Raw genomic sequence first — 19,093 nt, forward strand, 5'->3', positions numbered from 1 at the left:
CTTTAGCGATTTTAATAACCTATCTTTTTATGAATAAAGGCGCAAAATTTTATCGATGTGATTTCCAAGTACACAGCCCTCGTGATATTGCTTGGACAGGTTCACGTTTTGGTGTAAGTGAAGAGCAAGTAGAAGGCTTAACTCAAGAAGATAAACAGCAAATTGATGATAACCGAAATCAATTTTGTAAGGAATATTTAGATAAGATAAGCAGTGCAGGAATTGACGCCATCGCTATGACAGACCATCACGATGTAGTTTTTGTCCAGCACTTAAGAAGAGTCGCCATAGAGCAGAATGAGATACACGAGATAATGGGCGAGCCAGAGAAAAAAGTTACGGTTTTCCCAGGCATTGAACTCAGCCTATCCAATCCTGCAAGTCAGGCCATTATTATTTTTGATGCAGATTTCGAGGACACCCATCTCAACTCAGTCCTTAATTTTCTTGGGATACAACCTACAGACGCTTATGATAGACAAACGGTTCAAACCCAGAGAATTTCCCAAGAGGTAATCAACAACCTTCCCCAGCTTCATAAAATTTTAGATGAAGTAAGTTATTGTAAAGGTAGGTACATTGTACTTCCTAATGTTGGGAAAGGTGGCCAACATTCCATAATACGTCAAGGCTTCCAAGAACACTACGTTAAAATGCCTTGCGTTGGCGGTTATGTTGATAAGGAAATATCACAGGAATCCGGTTATCAAAATAAAATTAACGGTGGGGATGCAAACTACGGAAACAAAAGCATAGGTCTTGTATCTACTTCAGATAATAGGTACGAGGACGGTCGTGAGTTTGGAAAATATTCTACTTGGGTTAAATGGGCAGAACCAACTGCAGAAGCTATTCGGCAGGCCTGTTTGGCCAAAGAATCCAGAATTTCTCAGAATGAGCCAGAAATGCCTCAAATATTTATTGAATCGCTGGACGTTACAAATTCTAAATTTCTGGGTGGTTTCAATATCAACTTCAATCAACAATATAACGCATTGATTGGTGGAAGAGGAACTGGCAAGTCAACTATTTTAGAATACATACGATGGGGATTGTGTGACCAAACGGTTAAAATAGGCAACTATCAAGAATTGGATATTATTCAGAACCGAAGAGATACGCTAATAAGGAAAACGTTGACAGCCGTTGAGGGTGAAGTAAGAATTACGATGGTGAAAAATGATGTCCGCCACATCGTTAAAAGAAATTCTGCCAGCAGAGAAATACTTTTGAAAATTGGTGATGGTGAATTTCAAAAAGTTAGTGAAGAAGATATCCGGAAAGTACTGCCAATACAATCATATAGCCAAAAACAACTTAGTGATGTTGGTGTAAAGACAGAAGAACTAAAGCGGTTTATAGAGCAGCCTATTAAGAGCAGCTTAGAGCGTACTTCTTACAATTTAGACGAAACAAATCTAAAACTCAAAACTGCTTACAATCAATTAGTACGCAAAAAGAAAGTGCAGAGTGAGATAGCAAATTTCAATATTGAAGGTAGTTCTATAAAGGGCCAAGTTAAAGGTATTCGAGAGTCTTTAAAAGGGATTTCGGAAGCTGACCAAAAAACCATTAACAAAAAATCAAAATTTGAGTTAGAGAAGACAATTATAGAAAATACTGAATCTGAACTATCGCTTTTTGAGTCTAAAGCTGATGAGCTTCTTGAGCTTTTAAAATTATACCCAGAACCTATTGAACCTCAAATTGATAACATAGAGAACAAGGATTTGATAGAAAATCTTAATACAGAGGTCAAAGCAAAATTCAAAAACATCAATGAAGCTGTTCAAAATTTGAAGGATATTTTCAATGAAAGTGGATTAAAGCGGTACACTGAAATTGTAGAAGAATGGGGGAAAAAGCAAGCGCAGTTTGATAGTGAATATGAGGCTGCCAAGGGGAAATCCATAGCAAGTCAAGAACAACTGACGAATATTAAAAAACTCGAAGACCGTCTGGCAGAGATTAATAGTTTAGTTGCCGATAGGAAATCAGTATTAAAAGAGCTTGGAAATCCAGAAAACGACTATAACGCCCATAAAGAAGAATGGAAGGATCTACACTTGGAAAAAGTTCAGGTATTAAATGATCAGGCAACAAATTTCACCGACTTATCAAATAAACTAATCAAAGCAGTAGTTACCAAAAATATCAATCTTGCTAATTTCAAGGAAAAATTACGTTCTATTCTTGAAGGAACGAGAATCAGAGAAGAGCGAGTAGATGCACTAATAGCACATATCCGCAGCAAAGCTGACCCAATTTCTGAATTTATAGCGGTCTCGGAAGAATTAAGATTATTGGCAGAATTTAAACTTGACGAAGAGAATCCAGAAGAATTACCATCTACACCAATCTTGGACACAACCGGATTCACCGAAGACCACAAATTAAAGATACAATCCAAAATCACAACCGATGACTGGCTACAATTGACAGCAACAGAATTAGAATTTGACCCTGAATTCTTTTATACAACAAATAACGAACTTGGCGATGAAATCCCCTTTCGAGATGCATCAGCTGGGCAGCAGGCTACGGCACTACTTACAGTATTACTCAACCAGCCCGGAATACCTTTACTAATCGACCAACCCGAAGATGACATTGACAATAGAGCCATTGATGCAATAATCCAAAATATCTGGAATGCCAAAAAGAAAAGGCAATTGGTTTTTACGAGCCATAATGCCAATTTGGTAGTTAACGGTGATGCCGAATTAGTGATTTGCTGCGATTATAAAGACGCCAGTTCACAAACAAGAGGGATTATCAAAGCTGAAGGTGCTATTGACACCAAAGAGATTAAAAACGAAATTACATCTGTAATGGAAGGTGGCGAAAAGGCGTTCAGGCTTAGAAAAGATAAATATGGATTTTAGTTGAATATCGACCTCGCCTCATCATAAACCCGCTCAAAATTTGCTCTTAAATCCGCATCAGAATATCGTTTTGTGCTCTGTGGAAGTTGCCTTTCGATTTTTGATAATTTGAACCGCACTTTCTTGTCCTTTCCATCAGCGAACGTGACAAACTCACCTTGCTTTAATCTGAAGAAAATATCTGCCCTTCTTTTGGAAACCTCTCTTTCGCCTTTTGTGATTCTGGTATCCGTTTTAAAGATGTTGGCGGCTTTGCTCACGCTTTTCGTAGGGTTTTTAATGATTTCAAAGAAGCGTTCATAATATTTAGCGGTGTCTGGGTCGTTGACCTTGCCAAAGAATTGATAGGAAAGATTGCTCAGAATGGCCTTGCTTGCCTTATCACCATACATCATATCGTTTTGTATCTTATCCTGCATCACATAAATGGTGGCGATATCATAGCTTCGCAGTGTCGCTGGAATGCGGTGCATATTGAGTAAGCGAATGGTCGGTGCTTCTTCCATTAATAGAAATGAAGGTTTGGAATTACGCACACTCATCTGTTTGGTGATGGTGTGGATGATGGTTGCGATGACAGGCGAATAAGAAGTCTCAAATTTGGGATTGTTCACTACGGAAATAACTGCTGGATTTTTTGTGCTATTGATATTCAACGGCACTTCATCTGCGGACAATGCCATAAAAATCCGTTGCGTACTGATGCGTTTGAGCGCATTGGCCAGAGTGCTTTTTACGCCAGCGGTCTGCCGTTCGGAATCTTTACCACTTATGAAAGCATCTGCCATTGCCCTCGATGTGGTATTGGTTTCCAGAAACTGGACCAGGCTATCGGTATCGAGCATTTGATAAATCGCAATTAAATGGGGCAACGTGCAGAACTGAGAGTAATCGGATTTCATCTTCCAAATCAATCCGCCAATCAACCCTTCAGCAGCATCGTTAAAGAATTTTGTCGTCCCAGTTGTTCCGCTTTCTCTTTGTTCTAATAGATTTTCGATTAGTACCCTTGACACTTCATTGACGCTTTCCTCATTTTCCAAATAACGCGGCGCAATGGGATTGACCCGATGGATAATCCTGTCAAATGAAATAACCTTCATAGGAATTTCACCATCAGCAAAAAGCGGGTATGCCATTTCGGTTAGTTCAAAATCCTTGTAGTCGTGTATGATTCCACAGAAATCGTTTTCACGAAAGTGTTTTAAAAAACCATATACCACACTTTCGGTCTTTCCGCTTCCTGCAGAACCGATTATAGATGCACCACGTTTGATGTTATCGATTTTGAATTTTCCGGATTTGGTGAGAAATTTTACTTGATACCTTTTATCCTTTTTACCGGTGGGTTCACTATCGTAAAGCGCATAAAAAAGTATGGCTACAGACAGGATTGGCACTACAATATAGATGAGTATTTCTACCAATGACCAATTCATATCCCAATAGAACTTGATTTCACAGCGATTTCAGCACCTTTACGCAACCGCTTAAAAACCCGAAGTGCCAATTGTGCTTTACTGGTCGGGATGTTTGGAAGTAGTGGGATTCCTGACTTGCCCATTATCTTAAAAGCCATTGCCTTGTCATTGGCTGGTAATTTCATCAAAGCAGCAAAGTAGAGTTTGGGATTTTTTACAAAATCTTTCTTCGCTTTGTAGGTTTCAGCATAGTTGCGTTTGTAACCAAATGTTTTATCAAAAGTCTTTTCGGCACGCTCAAAAAACTGGTCACGGTCAAAACCACGCTTTACTTTTTTACCGTGCATCTCAACTTCAGAGGCTTTGTGTTTGCTCCCTGGGGAAAGACTAAACGAATTTGAAGCATCCTTTCTGCTCACGATGATGTGGATGTGGCTTTGGTTTCCAGGTTTCTTCATTCCCTGAACGATGCGTTTGCCATTTTGTTGGTGTGGTGCTTCTTTTTCCAACTTTCCTATCTTCAGTTTTAATCGGTCAATATTGCCTGTTACCTGACCTTGTTGAATGCGCTTGACTTCCTGTTTCAATTCAAGGATTTTAGTGGCAAAGGATTGATTTTCCCTCACCTGAAAATCTGTGCCCTTAAAGGTGCGTTGGTGTTCAATTTTGGCGAAGTATTTAATGTCATCAACATTAACTGGTCGCCCATTGATTTCCCGATTGAAGCTGGAAGCATAATCTTTCATCAGCTCTCGGGTGTATCGTTTTAAATCTTCACTACTGCTCTCAAGCTTTCGTAATTCATATTTGGATGGACTTACTGTGATTGAATAGAATTTTGGTTCTTTCTTTTTGAGTTTTGCCGTATTTCCGTCAATCTCTTTGACCGCTTCTTTAGCTGAAATCTCATCACCATATTGGTTAAAAAAGTGTTCCATTTCTTCTTTTTCCAGACCTTCGTTTTCCTTTTCGAGATAGTCCACAAAATCTGCTGAGCTCTGACTATAATTAGTTCCTAATTTTTGTGCGGTGATGTTGATATACATAGCCAGGGCTTTAAAGTTGATTTGAGTTATTTCGCTTTTCTTGAAACTTAACTTCTTTATTTTCTTCTGCGAATTTCTTTTCCAAAATCAGCGGTTTCTTTTTTGGCTCATCCATTTCAAAAAGGGATTGCAACATTGCGACCGTGGGTTTGGTTTGAGTCTTTTCCACATCACGCATTATGGCAATGACCGCGTTAATTCGCTTCAATAATTTTGCTTCTATGGTGCGCCCGGTCGGACCTAAATTTTCCTTTGGTGAAATCTCGTTGTAGAAGAAAAAATCGAGGATGGCTTCCATCGCCTCGGTGTGCGTCTTGAAGTGTGTACGTGAGAATTCCTGAAAACGTTTTGCTGTTTCTTTCTTGAACCTGATACCAATAAATGTGTCCATATTTCGCCGATTTGTCGCAAATCCTTCCCGAAAAATGGGCGTTTTGAGGGCATTTGTCGCAAATTACTGAAAATCAAAGAATAAAAATGAATCTAAACGATTGATTTTCAATGATTTGAAAACGAAAAGGAATATGTAACATCGCAACGCGTGTTACCCTCTTGCTGTTCCTTTTCGTCCCGCTCACGGGACAAAAATCCATACAATCCAGCTAAAAAGCTGATTGCCATTTTCGAGGAAATGAAATTTCCGATACATTAATTTTCGATGGGTACTGTTATCGGCGAAAGTCAAAAAGTGGATAACTGTACTTAAATTGTGTGCTGTATTTCAGCGAAATAAAGATACGATTTTTTCGTGATTATGAATGCACTAAAAATGAAAACACCTCTGAAAATTCAGAGGTGTATTTCTTTCAAAAAACATCATTCAGATATTAAATACATAGGTATAGGAATATAAATTCCGTAACGCTTCTTCGTCAAGCATTTGGTCTAAATTGGTATGATGCTTGGTGGCATAGTCCATCAAATCCTTGCCATATTTTTTCTTGACATCTTCCTTGGAATTGGCAATTAATCGCTCTTGCGCTTCCTCACTCAAATCGGTAAAATTTAGATAAATCATAGCTTCCCGATTTTAGTATTCACTTGGTAACATCAGCGTATCGTTCACAAAGAACATCCGCAATTCATCCAGTGGAAAATCGGTGGCATTATAGCGGTGGGTTTCCAAAACGTTGTCGTTTCCATCGCTGTAAATGATTTCAGCTTCGTAACCTGTAAAGTCTTGTTTTTCTTCGGACATTCTTTTAAAGTCAATCGTGATAAATTCACTTCGGTTCATCAGACTTTTAGCGATTACCGACGCATCCGTTATGAGCCAAAAACATTCAGCGACTTCGGCTAAATATTTTAAACCGTCAGTAAATCGGGTTTTCAAAAGCGGTATTTGGTAGAACATTTCCGTTCCCGTAAAAAATTGCAACCGCTCTTTTATTTCGTTAACTTGTGTCTTCATTGTGATTTCGATTTAGAAATTAAGAATGAAAAAGAGGGCGAAACTTTCCACAGGTGCGCCCTCTTTGTTTTTGTTTTTACTCGTTGCCATTCTTTGTACCCAACAATAGGATTTCGTTGGCTTCGATTTCGGTTAGGTATCGTTTGATACCGTCCTTGTCCTCATAGCTTCGGGATTTCAGTTTTCCGCTTACGCCTACCTCTTTTCCTTTGACTACATACTTCTCTACAATTTCAGCAGTCTTGCCCCAGGCAACCACGGTATGCCATTCGGTGTTTTGCTCTTTTTCGCCTTTCTTGTTCTTATAATATTCATTTGTGGCGAGTGAAAAACGGGCTACCTTGCTTCCGCTTTCAAGGTTCGTAATGGTTGGCTCTTGACCAACGTTTCCAATCAGTTGTACGTGATTTCTTAAAGTACTCATAACTAAAATTTAAAGATTAATAATTCCCCTGTTTAATTAAATTGAGATGAAATTTTAAGGGGTGTTTGTTTGATTTCTTACGTGCGTAGCACAATGGGTGACGTGGGTTTTGTCAAGACTTTCAGGGAATAAATCAGGTGTGTCTGCGACGTAGTAAAATGCTCGCATTTTCAAGGAAGTAGATACCTTATTTTTCGCTGAAACTTGTCACGGTCTTGACAAGTTCCATAAGGGCATTAGCAATTCTTTTAAAGCCGGTCGTGAGTTGAGCGTACGGGAAGTTAAGCGAGGCGAGCGATCGGGTTTAATTTAGAATTGGTTATGCACTGCCTGTTTTTCGATGCCCCGAAAAACATTCAAGGCTTCATCCATTATAAACCCCTTAAAATGTGTGGGCCGGTGCCGTGGTTTTTAAGAATTTTCGAGCAAGGGCTCAAGAAGTTCTTGCCGTAAATTCTGTTAAGAAAATCGAGGTGCTGGCCTTCCGATTTGGTAAGGCGGACTTAATTCACAATTTTCGCTCTGGAATGAAGTGTTCCTTCCCAGCCTAAGCGGGAAGGGTTAGCGAAATGGAAAGCTGAAATTGGGGATTGTGTCCAAGATATTTGCAGTGAAGCTCTTTTCCCGGAATGTAGGGAAACGGAATGCAGGGGAATGTGCTGAGTGGTTTTAGTAGTACGGATTTGTAATAATGGAAAATCCAGTTTAAGGTACTGGATATACCTTTTAAAGCTATGCCAGGGCATACACTTCATCGAACAACTTTTTATCCAATAGTTCCTGTTGGCCGAAACTCTTTTTCAGCACATTGTGCAATACCGAATTAAAGGCATTATAACCTAACCAGAGATTTGGTTCTTCATCAACTAAAAGAGCTTCGTAATTGAGGATTTCCAAAACCTCTCTCGACTTCTTCGATGGGTCGCTGTTTTTATCGCTACATTCATAGCGGAACAGTTTGGTTCTGTCAAGAATGGCTTTTACGAATTCTTTAGTATCGATGATTTTAAATTCCTTCATCCTATCAAACTTCTTGGTTATGGTATAGAATTCATTGTCAAGAAATTTATCAAACAGGTTGTTCAACCTTGGCATTATGAGGTCTGTATTGTTCCTGCTGTGCTTTATCGAAAATTCGATTTCAGCTTGTGAGACGTGAAGTCCGTTGGAACATACTTTTCGATAGAATCCGAAGTGGCCAGAGGTCTTTTCGCTACCATCATACGAGTTCTTGAACCTTAACATTGGCAGTATCAAGTCCTTATCATTCTTAACAGTAAACTGGCTTTTGTCGTCTATGATAAAATCGGTAATGAAAGACCTATCATTTTTGTTGATGGTGCGCTTGTGATAATTTAATCCGGCATCAGTTAACATTTCCTCTGCTTTCTTGAAGAACAGTTGGTTCGGTATGTGGCCATAACTGTTTGATACCACGTTAACGATTTTGCCATTCGAAATGATGGCATTTTCAAGTCCGCGACGGGATTCCATCTGGGTCAGGTTTTTCAAAGATTTCATTTCGTTTGAAACGAAAATCTCATCTTGTTGCAAATTTTGTAAATACATAGCTTTTGAATTTTAGGTTAAACAATTTGTGATAGCAGAGCGTAATACTCTGGATGCTTCTCTCTATAGTAAGCCAGATGACTTTCGGCACCTTCAATGATGTAATTTTCCTTACTGGATTGATAATGTACTTCGGCTTCCTCGACCGAAATCTTTGCTTTTGATGCTTGTTCCATAATGTTGAAATTTTAGTTAAACAATATTTGAGCATCACCCAAACGGAAGCTAAAATCACAGCTCAAAAGGAAACGGAATAAATAAGAAGAGGGATGCGCGCAACGGCTTTATGCCGTAGTCTTTTGATGGGTGTATTTTACGAGTTTACCTTTGCGCTGATATTGATTGATGCTTTCTCTTAGTACCCTTTTGTTAATATCATAAAAAGAAAAAGGGCCGACACGAATGCCGACCCTTCTTCAAACAACAAAAGCTAATCCTTGAGCTCTTGGATTTTCTTTTCAAGAACTGCGATACGCTCTTTCAAACGTGCTTCACGCTTGTTTCGTTTCTCAGCATAGCTCTTCTCAATGTCTGCAATCTTGGATTTGTAATATCCCTGCATCGCATAGTAAAATGAAATATTCGTGAGGTTATTGTTATGGTTGCTTTCGCTAAAATGTACTTGCTTCGTGAGCATATACCGAATCAACTTGTGAAAGATTTCCTTTTTGAAATTCTTCTTGAAATGCTCGACTATTTCAACCCTGGACATTTTCGATGTTTTGGCGAAAAATCCTGAAAAGCATTTTTGCCGGCTCATATAGTCCACATTGTTTTCAAAGAGTGAAATGGAAAACGCAACCATTTCATCTACCGAAAGCGTTTTTTTGGTATCGATATAATCCGTCTCACGAATCATCTGCACCACTTCCTCAAATTGCTTGTTGTTTTCAATCTGTCGCTTGCGGATTTCACGCTCGTTGATTTTGATGATTTGTTCTTCGGGCGTACAATCTGCCATTTTCCTATTGGCCAATGGTGCTGAATATTCAGAAGAATCATTCTTTAATTTCTCAATCACTTTTATGAAAACATTCTTGTTTTGATATGTTTCAGGATGGAAGACGATACCATTTACAAAACCATTCTTTTCTGCTGAACAATACGTTTTCAGTTCTTCCTTATATTGCTGAATAGCCTCTTTGAACTCTGCTTTCAGTTCATCCTCGGAATAATCATAATGCTGATATTCAATCTTAATGGCATCCATTGTCGGCTCGATAGGATTCTCTATAATTTCGACATCGTCCAGCAAATAGACTTTCAATCCATTATTTTCCAGTTGGGAAATAACGAGCTGATTTTTTTCTTCATCAGCCCAGTACTGTCTTATTTCAGGAATGAGCAAAAGGTTTTTTTTCTTGGATTTTTCAATAAGGTTCAAGAACGATTTGGTCTTTTTCGTCTCAAAACAGGGCGATTTCGTACAGACCATCTTGCCTTCACCAAAAAGGTTACCTTGATTCGCAGCATTGAATGGACATTCTACACAAGAACCCGCTTTAACCACCAAAGTCTTATCGGCTACATCAAAGGGTGCTTTTTCCAAATCATAGGTTCGATTGTTTATCATTCGGTTTATCTGATGTGCATTGAAGTCTTCGCCCATCGTTTCCAGCATCATCTGTTGTTCCTCTGGCTCAAAAAGTGCGACACCAACACCTAACGAAATGGTCATTTCACCATTGCGAACAAAATGTTTGAAACCGTCAATCAATCCAGCCAACTTCAAACGTTGTCTTATGAAATTGTCGGTTCTTCCCAAACGCTTTGCGATTTCAGAGGGTTGATATTTGTCGCTTAGATAAGCTATCGCTTCGGCTTCTTCGGTAGGCTCTACGTCCTTTCTTTGCAAGTTTTCGATGATTTGAACTTCCAACACTTCATCGTTTTCATAAGTTCTTACTATACTGGGAATTGTATTCTTTCTGGCAATCTTGCTTGCGCGAAATCGTCTTTCGCCCATAACGATGATAAAGTCCTTTCCAGATTTCCGAACCGTTATCGGTTGTAGCACACCAAACTCTTTGATACTATCCGAGAGCTGTTTTAGCTGTTTTTCATCAAAGGTCTTTCTCGGTTGCTTGGGGTCAGGCTTAATTTTGCCAATTGGAATGTTCTCGATTTGAAGTACCGGAACTTTTTTTCCGTTAACTTCTTTCTTCGCAGTAGTTGTTGTACTTCTACGCTTTCTTGTGGTACTTGCTTTTGTTGTCATAATACTCAAATTTTAGATTAAACAATATTTGAGCAGTGAACCAAACGGAAGATAAAATCTTGGCTCAAAAGGAAACGGAATAAATAAGTATGGACAGAAGCGGTGGCTTTATGCCGTAGTCTTTTGATGGAAGTATTTTACGAGTTTAACTTTCGGGAATATTGTATGATAATAAACTCCAAATCGAAGAACAAGAGTCGAGAAAACCTAAATTCTATGAATTTATATTGATTGACATAGTGGTTAATATCAAATGGAATTATATGACACTAAATCAAAGTTTATCTTGAAAATAGGTCAAATGTTGTACCTATGTTGTACCCGTGCTTTTTTTTGGTCAATTTTCAAAGTAAAAAAGCCGAAGATTTCTCTTCGGCTTTTAGTGCGGGTGAAGGGACTCGAACCCCCACACCTTGCGGCATCAGATCCTAAGTCTGACGTGTCTACCAATTCCACCACACCCGCATAAAGTGCAAATTAACACTTTTTATTTGGATAAATCCTAAGTCTAGCGTGTCTACCAATTCCACCACGCCTGCATTTCCCATCCGACCACTGTCGAATTATTCGGGAGGCAAATATAAAGTAAATTTTCAATTCTCTAAATAATCAATCTTTAAATTCCAGCTTTTTGTATTTTTAAATGGATTATTCAAAACACATACATGCAAAACGTAAAAGAATACATTGCCCAACACAAAGACAGATTCCTACAGGAACTTATTGAGCTTTTAAAAATTCCTTCCATCAGTGCCGATTCCGCCTTCTCCCAAGACGTATTGGATACTGCCGAAGCGGTAAAAAAAGCCTTGGAAAAGGCCGGTTGTGATTTGGTGGAAATTCATGAAACGGACGGCTACCCCATTGTGTATGGTGAAAAGATACTAAACACCAATTTACCCACCGTACTGGTTTACGGACACTATGATGTGCAACCTCCAGACCCCATGGATCTATGGAACTCCCCTCCGTTTGAACCTGTCATCAAGAAAACGGAACTCCATCCTGAAGGTGCCATTTTTGCCCGGGGCGCCTGTGATGATAAAGGTCAAATGTACATGCATGTAAAGGCTCTGGAATTTATGGTCAAAACGGATCAATTGCCCTGCAATGTAAAATTTATGATCGAAGGGGAAGAAGAAGTGGGCAGTAACAATTTATCTACCTATGTTTCGCAAAACAAGGAAAAACTAAAAAACGACATAATCCTTATTTCCGATACCGGAATGATTGCCAATGATGTGCCTTCCATTACCACGGGACTTCGTGGGTTAAGCTATGTGGAGGTAGAAGTCACAGGGCCTAACCGCGATTTGCATTCAGGTCTCTACGGCGGTGCCGTCGCCAATCCCATCAATATACTCGCCAAAATGATCGCCAGTCTACATGATGGGAACAATCATATTACCATTCCGGGATTTTACGATAAGGTTCAGGAACTTTCAGATGAAGAACGCGCCGAAATGGCCAAAGCCCCCTTTTCTTTGGAGGTGTATCAAAAAGCGTTGGATATCGATTCCGTCTACGGTGAAAAAGGATATACCACTAATGAACGAAACTCCATTAGGCCTACCTTGGACGTGAACGGTATTTGGGGTGGATACATTGGCGAAGGTGCCAAAACGGTCATTGCGAGTAAAGCCTACGCGAAAATATCCATGCGATTGGTGCCCAATCAGGATTGGAGGGAGATTACGGAGCTCTTCAAACGTCATTTTGAGTCCATAGCTCCTAAAGGGGTAAAAGTGAAAGTGAAACCGCATCATGGGGGTCAAGGCTACGTAACACCGATAGATACTGATGGCTATCAGGCCGCCTCCAAAGCCTATGAAACTACCTTTGGCAAAAAACCGATACCGCAACGCAGTGGTGGAAGTATCCCAATCGTTTCGCTTTTCGAAAAAGAATTGGATAGTAAAACAATCCTAATGGGTTTCGGCCTCGACAGTGACGCCATCCACTCCCCCAACGAACATTTTGGGGTTTGGAACTATTTAAAAGGCATTGAGACCATACCCTACTTCTATGAATATTTTACGGAAATGAAAAAGAGCAGTTAGCAGTTAGCAGTTAGCAGTTAGCAGTTAGCAGTTAGCAGTTAGCAGTTAGCAGTTAGCAGTTAGCAGTTAGCAAAAAAACTCTTTTAACTATTAACTTTTAACTTAATCAGACCTTCTTCACGTACTTCGTAATGATGACGATTTGCTGACCATCTACTCTGCCCTCTATATATTCGGCATTTTCATGGTCCAAGGAAATTCTACGAACGGCCGTACCCTGTTTGGCCACCATACTGGAACCTTTAACTTTTAGGTCCTTAATCAACACCACGGAATCCCCGTTCTCCAAAATGGCTCCGTTGGCATCCCTATGGACGATTTTATCGGCTTCCAAAACGCCCTCTCCCGTGGCCTTGGCCCATTCCAAGGTCTCCGGTTCCAAATACAGCATATCCAACAAATCCTGAGGCCATCCTTCAGATTTTAATCGGGACAGCATGCGCCAAGCCACTACTTTGACCGCATCGTGCTCGCTCCACATACTATCGTTGAGACAACGCCAATGGTTGGCATCGGTCGTATCTGGATTTTCAATTTGGCCAATACAGGTACTGCACGACAATACGCTGCCATCAAATCCGCCCGTAGAGACCGGGGGCACTTCGTAGATCGATAAGGTATCGGCAGTGCCGCAAAACTCGCACACTTTGCCACTTCGGTCTTGTAAATCTTCCAATAACCCCATTTTCAAAATATTTATCGGCAAACATACACCAATTCGTTCACTATTGCCGATTCCCAAAATCTATATCGCAATAAAGGCTCAAAAAACGATACTACGGTAAAAAGGAATAGCCCTTTCTGGTCTTCCAAAGAAAATATTTTTCAAAAAGTACCTTGTTGAAATCGTACAGTACGTTGGGAATCATGATGGCAAAATTGCGAGGTTTGAACAAGTGATCGCTCAAAATGATGACCTCCTTTTTACCGGCGTCCATGACACAGATTCCCGGGATTTTGCCCCATGCCTTTTTTCTGAGTTTGCTTTTGCCCGATAGGGTCCTTATAATGTTTTCGGCAACTATTTTTCCGGTTTCATCCGATGGATACCCCGTTTTGGGTCCGGAAAAAGGGATTTTTCCAGGTTCAAACGGCAACTTGACATCTACGGCGATACCGGCTGCCCAAATATTATGATAAACGGCATGTCTATAATCCTCGCCAACGGGTAGATAGCCCGTGGCCGTTGGTTGGAGCTCCGGTGAGTTTAGTACAAAATCAACCCCTTTGAAAGGAGGCATCAGCATGGTAAAACTACTTTTCAACACCTTTCCGTCGCTTAAAACCACGGCATCCTTTTGTACCTCGGCAACGCCGACCTCGGTATGGTAGTGGATATTGAACATCTTCATAAAGGACTTCAACATGGTTTCGGCTCCGGGCATACCGTCAATGCCAAAATGTCCCAAATAGGTTTCAGGGGTTATCCAATGTAGGTCGACCTTCTTGCGAATGTTCTCTTCCCGCAACCATTTCTCTATATTGAACAAGAACTCATAGGCAGCACCCATACAACCTGCGTTTTGGGTGGCCCCTATGACAATAGGACCAGGATTCTTTTTGAATTCCTCCAAGGCCTTGCGGGTCTTCATGGCACCGTCTGGAGTTCCTATGTAATGGGCATGCTCCAGAACGCCAGGTGCGACATCAAAATCGACCTTGGGTCCCGTAGCTATGACAAGGTGGTCATAACCGATTTCCCCTTTGGTGGTTTTTAGCTTTTGGGCTTGGGGGTCTACACGAAGTGCTTCGGCATGTACAAATTCCACCCCCTTCTTTTGAAGTATCTTATCTTTCCTAAAGGATATATCTTTTATATTCCGTCTCCCAAAGGGCACCCAAATTAAGGACGGGATAAATAAAAAGAGGGGCGATTTATCGATTACGATTACCTTTTGTTCCTTTTTCCCCTTTCTTTTAAGTTCGAGGGCGGCGGTCATTCCGGCGAAATTTCCACCTATTACTACAGTTGTGGTCATTATTCGTGATTTATAGTTCAAAGGTAAAATGGTGCATAGGCCGATTTTATGACAACTATCAGTTTCCAAAAGATTTCACAAAACCGATATTCTACATTTGTAGAATAAAATATTTTATTCTATATTTGTAGAAGAAACCCTAACCTGTAGAAAAAATGCAGTTGTCAAAATCCGAAGAAGAGCTCATGAACATCGTATGGAAACTCAAAAAGGCCTTCATGAAAGACCTACTGGAGGCGTATCCGGAACCAAAACCGGCTACCACCACGGTGGCGACTCTTTTAAAGCGTATGGCGGACAAGGGGTTTGTGGCCTACAACAGTTACGGAAGGAGTCGGGAATATTATCCCTTGGTAAAAAAGAAGGATTATTTTTCCAAACACGTAAACGGACTGATCAAGAACTTCTTCAACGACAGCGCCAGTCAGTTTGCCTCCTTTTTTGCGCAAGAAACCAATCTCAGCAAAACGGAACTGGAAGAATTGAAAAAATTGATAGACGACGAAATAAAAAAGAAGTGATATGCTGTTGTTTCTTTCAAAATTCACCGCCTGTTTGGCCATTTTTCTCCTCTTTTACAAGCTTTTGTTGGAAAAGGAAAGCATGCACCACTTTAAAAGGGCCTACCTACTGGGTGCCTTAGTGGCTTCTTTACTGATACCTACCATCGTTTTTACCGAATACGTTGCGATTCCCACAAATACCGACCTGCTTAAAGCAACACCTCGAGAGGCCAATCCCGTCCTTACCGATGCCCCATCAAAAATCCAGACTGAAAAAATGAATTGGGAAACCGTTCTCTGTAGTATATACTTGTTTGGCGTAACCATATTCGGGATTCGGTTTCTGCTTCATTTAAGACAACTTTGGTGGCGTATTCGTAAAAACCCAAAATTAAGGACACGTCTTACAACAAGGGTCTTATTGATACCAAAACTACCTCCTCACACCTTTTTTAGCTATATTTTCTTGAACAAGACCGCTTACGAAACGGACCAAATTCCACAAGAAGTATTGTTACATGAGGAAACCCATGCCAACCAATGGCATAGTTTGGACATTATTTTGGTAGAGCTGGCCCAAGTACTCCTTTGGTTCAATCCCCTTATTTACCTGTTAAAATCGGCCATAAAGCTGAATCATGAATTCTTGGCGGATAGTGCCGTCGTCAAGAACGATACTAGCATACCAAAATACCAACATCTTCTTCTTTCCTTTTTAACAAAGGCGAGTGAAAACCACCATTCATCCATCAAAATAGCGAACGCTATAGTTTATTCATCAACCCGTGCCGAGCGTAGCCGAAGCATCAAAAAACGTTTTACAGTCATGAAAACAAACACATCAAAAAAATCAATTGTATTGAGGAGTTTTCTATTGCTCCCATTAACCGTATTCCTACTTCTTGCATTTAGCACCAGCAAGGAAGTTTATATACCAAAAAATGCATCATCGGACACTTCTTCTGAACATTACGCAAGAAGCCTAAGCATAGAAATTTTAGGGAATGGTAATTACCTTGTTGAAGATATAGCGGTGAATAAAAATAATTTTTTATCCATTGTAAATCAGTTCAATACTGATATAGATGCAGATATAAGAAACAAAATCTTAAACATCCATTTAACCTCCTCACAGGACATTCCAAATAGCGAAGTTTGGTTCGTGTATAATTCACTTTTGGATTATGGATTTTACCGCATAGTTGCACCAAATCAAGAAGTTATACGTGAAAAGGGAAATACCCCTTTCGCCATTGAAAATGATTATCCAGAAAGGCAGGAAATTGAAAAATACAATGCCTTGGCCACAAAATACAATGTCATTCCTATTGAAAAACGAAAAATTCCATTGAATGATTTAAAAACTCTAGAGACCATTTACAGTAAAATGAGCGAGGTGCAGAAAAGGGAAGCGCAACCCTTTCCTGAATGTTTACCAAAAACCAACACAACAATTCAGCATACCGTTAAACAGATTTCTGTCAACATCAATAATAAAGGTCAAATATTGGTCCAAGAAGATTTGGTTGCTTTGGAGGCGTTAACAAAGTTCCTTACGAATATCAATCCACATTTATCCGTTGAGCAAAGAAGAAAGATTGTAGCTTCTAAAATATATGTCGATACCAAAGCACCTAAAGAAGTGGTTCAAAAAGTCGAACGAATACTTGTTGAATATGGTGTAGCCACCATCAATATTGTAGGCCCGGAGGATAAACAATTCTCTAAAGTTCAGCATAGCGCCACCCGTGAGGAAATGAAGGAATACAACGCATTGGCCAAAAAGTACAATGAAATGGACCGTAACAGTATAATCATCAAAAACAAGGAAATAAAACGCCTAAAAGAACTGTATGGCAAAATGTCCAAAAAACAACAGGCGGATGCGGAACCTTTTCCAAATTTTCCCCCACCGCCTCCGGCTCCCAAAGCTCCCGAACCTCCCAAAAATGTTTCGGATACAGAGTATGCAGTGAACCAAATAGAAAGCATTATTGACACCCAGGATCCGTATGATGTGGTTGGCAAGACCATACTGGTTCATCGGTCGGAACTACCGGAGTCTCAACCGATCCCAACCTATATTAAGATGAGCGAACCCAATATAGCAACGCCACCACCTCCGCCAAACCCTATCTCCCACGTTGAAAGCATTGAGAAGTTGGCCAAAGAAGGAGCCGACTTTATGCTCAACGGCACACCCATTTCCGCCGAAAAAGCTCTGGAGGTCGTAAAAAAAAATGACAAGATAAATATCGACCCAAGGGAATCCACGAATGAAAAAACATTGGTAAAGCTGTCGGTCGACCCAAACCATCTAAAGAACTAAAAAGAACTCACAAATACTGTTAAAAGCCCCTTCCAAGGGGCTTTTTATGTAACAAACTTTGGTAAACTACGTTCTAACAGGTAAGGCTTTAATCAATCAAAAAACAAATCATCATGCTACAAAACTTTTTTATCCTCTGTTCCGGAGCGGATTCCGAAATTTTAAAAACCTGCTCCAAAGGCGAGCAGAACAAATACGCCGGTATTGGCGCCACCGTATTCTTTACGGCCGTCATGGCCTTTATTGCCAGTAGCTACGCGTTATATACGGTATTTGACAGTGTGTATGCCGCTGCATTTTTCGGGCTTATTTGGGGGCTTTTGATTTTTAATCTGGACAGATTCATCGTTTCCACCCTAAAAAAAAGGAACAATTTTTCACAGGAATTGCTGCAGGCCACCCCAAGGATTATTTTGGCCATCATCATCGCGGTTGTCATTTCCAAACCGCTTGAAATGAAAATTTTTGAGAAGGAAATCAATCAGGTGCTTTTGGAGCAGAAAAACGAACTTACCTTGGCCAACAAGGAACAACTTGCTTTACAGTACACGCCCAAAGTGGAGCAATTGAACCAGGATATCGCCAATCTAAAATCGGAAATAGCGGCAAAGGAAGCCGAAACAAACGCCCTCTATGATATCTATATCAACGAAGCTGAGGGAACTGCCGGAACTGGACTTCTGGGGAAAGGTCCCGTATATAAGGAGAAACGTGAAAAACACGATGCTTCCTTGGCCGAACTACAGCAATTAAAAACCACCAACGGTGAAAAGATTGTTGGTTTGGAAAACCAAATAACCTATCTTAATACGGAATATGCCGAAGTAGTACAGAACACACAACCTATCATAGACGGTTTTGACGGACTCATGGCCCGTATCAATGCCTTAGGTGAACTACCTTGGTTTCCCTCCTTTTTCATCTTCCTTTTGTTCCTTGCCATTGAGACCTCCCCCATCATTGCCAAGTTATTGGCTCCCAAAGGTGAGTACGATGTAAAATTGGAAGAACAGGAAAGTATCCTTTCCTCTTGGGTGACCCAAAAGGTGGCACAGCGTCAACTCATTGTTGCTACAGATGGGGAACTCAACCAAAAAATCTACGAAGATTTAAAAGGAGAAGAGGAACTCTACGGGTACAAAAAACAAAAAGCAGAAGAACTCTTACGCCTCCAGGCCGACAAATTCCACGAGGTTCAGGTTAAAAACCTCTAAAGACCATTTAAGTTTAGATTTTCTAAAATGTAAG

16 protein-coding genes and 1 tRNA gene are annotated in these 19,093 nt (G+C 40.3%); 5 read left to right on the plus strand and 12 right to left on the minus strand.

What is annotated here, in order from left to right:
- Nucleotides 1-29: 29 nt before the first annotated feature.
- On the plus strand, nt 30-2,885 hold the full coding sequence (locus F0361_RS03645; protein WP_154917256.1) for a TrlF family AAA-like ATPase: 2,856 nt from the start codon (nt 30-32) through the stop codon (nt 2,883-2,885).
- Here the strand turns inward: F0361_RS03645 and F0361_RS03650 are convergent.
- From F0361_RS03650 to F0361_RS03690, 10 genes are all read right to left on the minus strand, one after another.
- A complete protein-coding gene (locus F0361_RS03650; RefSeq protein ID WP_154917257.1) occupies nt 2,882-4,324 on the minus strand; it encodes a type IV secretory system conjugative DNA transfer family protein in 1,443 nt (480 codons plus the stop codon). The two genes, F0361_RS03645 and F0361_RS03650, sit on opposite strands and share 4 nt — an antisense overlap.
- Nucleotides 4,321-5,352, minus strand: coding sequence for a MobB family relaxase (mobB, locus tag F0361_RS03655; protein WP_154917258.1), 1,032 nt, complete (start codon nt 5,350-5,352; stop codon nt 4,321-4,323). The genes F0361_RS03650 and mobB overlap by 4 nt, the downstream gene beginning before the upstream one ends.
- Before the next feature lie 10 nt (nt 5,353-5,362).
- The gene (locus F0361_RS03660) at nt 5,363-5,743 is read right to left on the minus strand and encodes a BfmA/BtgA family mobilization protein (RefSeq protein ID WP_154917259.1); all 381 of its coding nucleotides are present in this window, start codon (nt 5,741-5,743) and stop codon (nt 5,363-5,365) included.
- A 429-nt stretch (nt 5,744-6,172) separates the two neighbouring features.
- Entirely contained in the window at nt 6,173-6,370 is a 198-nt protein-coding gene (locus F0361_RS03665; RefSeq protein ID WP_121847525.1) for a hypothetical protein, read from the minus strand.
- 12 nt (nt 6,371-6,382) lie between these two features.
- On the minus strand, nt 6,383-6,763 hold the full coding sequence (locus tag F0361_RS03670) for a DUF6876 family protein (protein WP_154917260.1): 381 nt from the start codon (nt 6,761-6,763) through the stop codon (nt 6,383-6,385).
- A gap of 76 nt (nt 6,764-6,839) precedes the next feature.
- The gene (locus F0361_RS03675) at nt 6,840-7,187 is read right to left on the minus strand and encodes a single-stranded DNA-binding protein (protein ID WP_149304580.1); all 348 of its coding nucleotides are present in this window, start codon (nt 7,185-7,187) and stop codon (nt 6,840-6,842) included.
- A 732-nt stretch (nt 7,188-7,919) separates the two neighbouring features.
- Complete coding sequence (locus F0361_RS03680) at nt 7,920-8,756, minus strand: DUF932 domain-containing protein (RefSeq protein ID WP_154917261.1); 837 nt, start codon at nt 8,754-8,756, stop codon at nt 7,920-7,922.
- Nucleotides 8,757-8,773: 17 nt separating this feature from the next.
- The gene (locus tag F0361_RS18655) at nt 8,774-8,932 is read right to left on the minus strand and encodes a hypothetical protein (protein WP_157518033.1); all 159 of its coding nucleotides are present in this window, start codon (nt 8,930-8,932) and stop codon (nt 8,774-8,776) included.
- Between the two features lie 254 nt (nt 8,933-9,186).
- Nucleotides 9,187-10,974: a ParB/RepB/Spo0J family partition protein gene (locus F0361_RS03685; protein WP_154917262.1), complete on the minus strand. Its 1,788-nt coding sequence runs from the start codon at nt 10,972-10,974 to the stop codon at nt 9,187-9,189.
- A 383-nt stretch (nt 10,975-11,357) separates the two neighbouring features.
- Nucleotides 11,358-11,439 (minus strand) — tRNA-Leu (locus tag F0361_RS03690).
- 200 nt (nt 11,440-11,639) lie between these two features.
- On the opposite strand from F0361_RS03690, the gene F0361_RS03695 reads away from it, so the two are divergent.
- Nucleotides 11,640-13,034, plus strand: coding sequence for a dipeptidase (locus F0361_RS03695; protein ID WP_154917263.1), 1,395 nt, complete (start codon nt 11,640-11,642; stop codon nt 13,032-13,034).
- A gap of 106 nt (nt 13,035-13,140) precedes the next feature.
- Here the strand turns inward: F0361_RS03695 and F0361_RS03700 are convergent, their stop codons facing one another.
- Nucleotides 13,141-13,719: a PhnA domain-containing protein gene (locus tag F0361_RS03700; RefSeq protein WP_154917264.1), complete on the minus strand. Its 579-nt coding sequence runs from the start codon at nt 13,717-13,719 to the stop codon at nt 13,141-13,143.
- Between the two features lie 91 nt (nt 13,720-13,810).
- Nucleotides 13,811-15,013, minus strand: coding sequence for an NAD(P)/FAD-dependent oxidoreductase (locus F0361_RS03705; RefSeq protein WP_154917265.1), 1,203 nt, complete (start codon nt 15,011-15,013; stop codon nt 13,811-13,813).
- A gap of 155 nt (nt 15,014-15,168) precedes the next feature.
- Between F0361_RS03705 and F0361_RS03710 the strand changes: the two genes are divergently transcribed.
- The 3 genes from F0361_RS03710 to F0361_RS03720 all read left to right on the plus strand — a co-directional run bounded on the left by F0361_RS03710 (nt 15,169) and on the right by F0361_RS03720 (nt 19,059).
- On the plus strand, nt 15,169-15,534 hold the full coding sequence (locus tag F0361_RS03710) for a BlaI/MecI/CopY family transcriptional regulator (RefSeq protein WP_154917266.1): 366 nt from the start codon (nt 15,169-15,171) through the stop codon (nt 15,532-15,534).
- A gap of 1 nt (nt 15,535) precedes the next feature.
- A complete protein-coding gene (locus F0361_RS03715) occupies nt 15,536-17,845 on the plus strand; it encodes a M56 family metallopeptidase (RefSeq protein WP_154917267.1) in 2,310 nt (769 codons plus the stop codon).
- 113 nt (nt 17,846-17,958) lie between these two features.
- Nucleotides 17,959-19,059 (plus strand): DUF4407 domain-containing protein, encoded by a 1,101-nt coding sequence (locus F0361_RS03720; RefSeq protein ID WP_154917268.1) that lies wholly within the window; start codon nt 17,959-17,961, stop codon nt 19,057-19,059.
- The last annotated feature ends 34 nt before the right edge of the window (nt 19,060-19,093 follow it).

Origin of the sequence: Maribacter flavus, from assembly GCF_008386635.1 — a bacterium.
GTDB lineage: Bacteria > Bacteroidota > Bacteroidia > Flavobacteriales > Flavobacteriaceae > Maribacter > Maribacter flavus.

Bases quoted from the DNA above. Each gene is read 5' to 3' on its own strand.
- F0361_RS03645 (WP_154917256.1), top strand. From the start codon at position 30: ATGAATAAAGGCGCAAAATTTTATCGATGTGATTTCCAAGTACACAGC.
- F0361_RS03650 (WP_154917257.1), bottom strand. From the start codon at position 4,324: ATGAATTGGTCATTGGTAGAAATACTCATCTATATTGTAGTGCCAATC.
- mobB (WP_154917258.1), bottom strand. From the start codon at position 5,352: ATGTATATCAACATCACCGCACAAAAATTAGGAACTAATTATAGTCAG.
- F0361_RS03660 (WP_154917259.1), bottom strand. From the start codon at position 5,743: ATGGACACATTTATTGGTATCAGGTTCAAGAAAGAAACAGCAAAACGT.
- F0361_RS03665 (WP_121847525.1), bottom strand. From the start codon at position 6,370: ATGATTTATCTAAATTTTACCGATTTGAGTGAGGAAGCGCAAGAGCGA.
- F0361_RS03670 (WP_154917260.1), bottom strand. From the start codon at position 6,763: ATGAAGACACAAGTTAACGAAATAAAAGAGCGGTTGCAATTTTTTACG.
- F0361_RS03675 (WP_149304580.1), bottom strand. From the start codon at position 7,187: ATGAGTACTTTAAGAAATCACGTACAACTGATTGGAAACGTTGGTCAA.
- F0361_RS03680 (WP_154917261.1), bottom strand. From the start codon at position 8,756: ATGTATTTACAAAATTTGCAACAAGATGAGATTTTCGTTTCAAACGAA.
- F0361_RS18655 (WP_157518033.1), bottom strand. From the start codon at position 8,932: ATGGAACAAGCATCAAAAGCAAAGATTTCGGTCGAGGAAGCCGAAGTA.
- F0361_RS03685 (WP_154917262.1), bottom strand. From the start codon at position 10,974: ATGACAACAAAAGCAAGTACCACAAGAAAGCGTAGAAGTACAACAACT.
- F0361_RS03695 (WP_154917263.1), top strand. From the start codon at position 11,640: ATGCAAAACGTAAAAGAATACATTGCCCAACACAAAGACAGATTCCTA.
- F0361_RS03700 (WP_154917264.1), bottom strand. From the start codon at position 13,719: ATGGGGTTATTGGAAGATTTACAAGACCGAAGTGGCAAAGTGTGCGAG.
- F0361_RS03705 (WP_154917265.1), bottom strand. From the start codon at position 15,013: ATGACCACAACTGTAGTAATAGGTGGAAATTTCGCCGGAATGACCGCC.
- F0361_RS03710 (WP_154917266.1), top strand. From the start codon at position 15,169: ATGCAGTTGTCAAAATCCGAAGAAGAGCTCATGAACATCGTATGGAAA.
- F0361_RS03715 (WP_154917267.1), top strand. From the start codon at position 15,536: ATGCTGTTGTTTCTTTCAAAATTCACCGCCTGTTTGGCCATTTTTCTC.
- F0361_RS03720 (WP_154917268.1), top strand. From the start codon at position 17,959: ATGCTACAAAACTTTTTTATCCTCTGTTCCGGAGCGGATTCCGAAATT.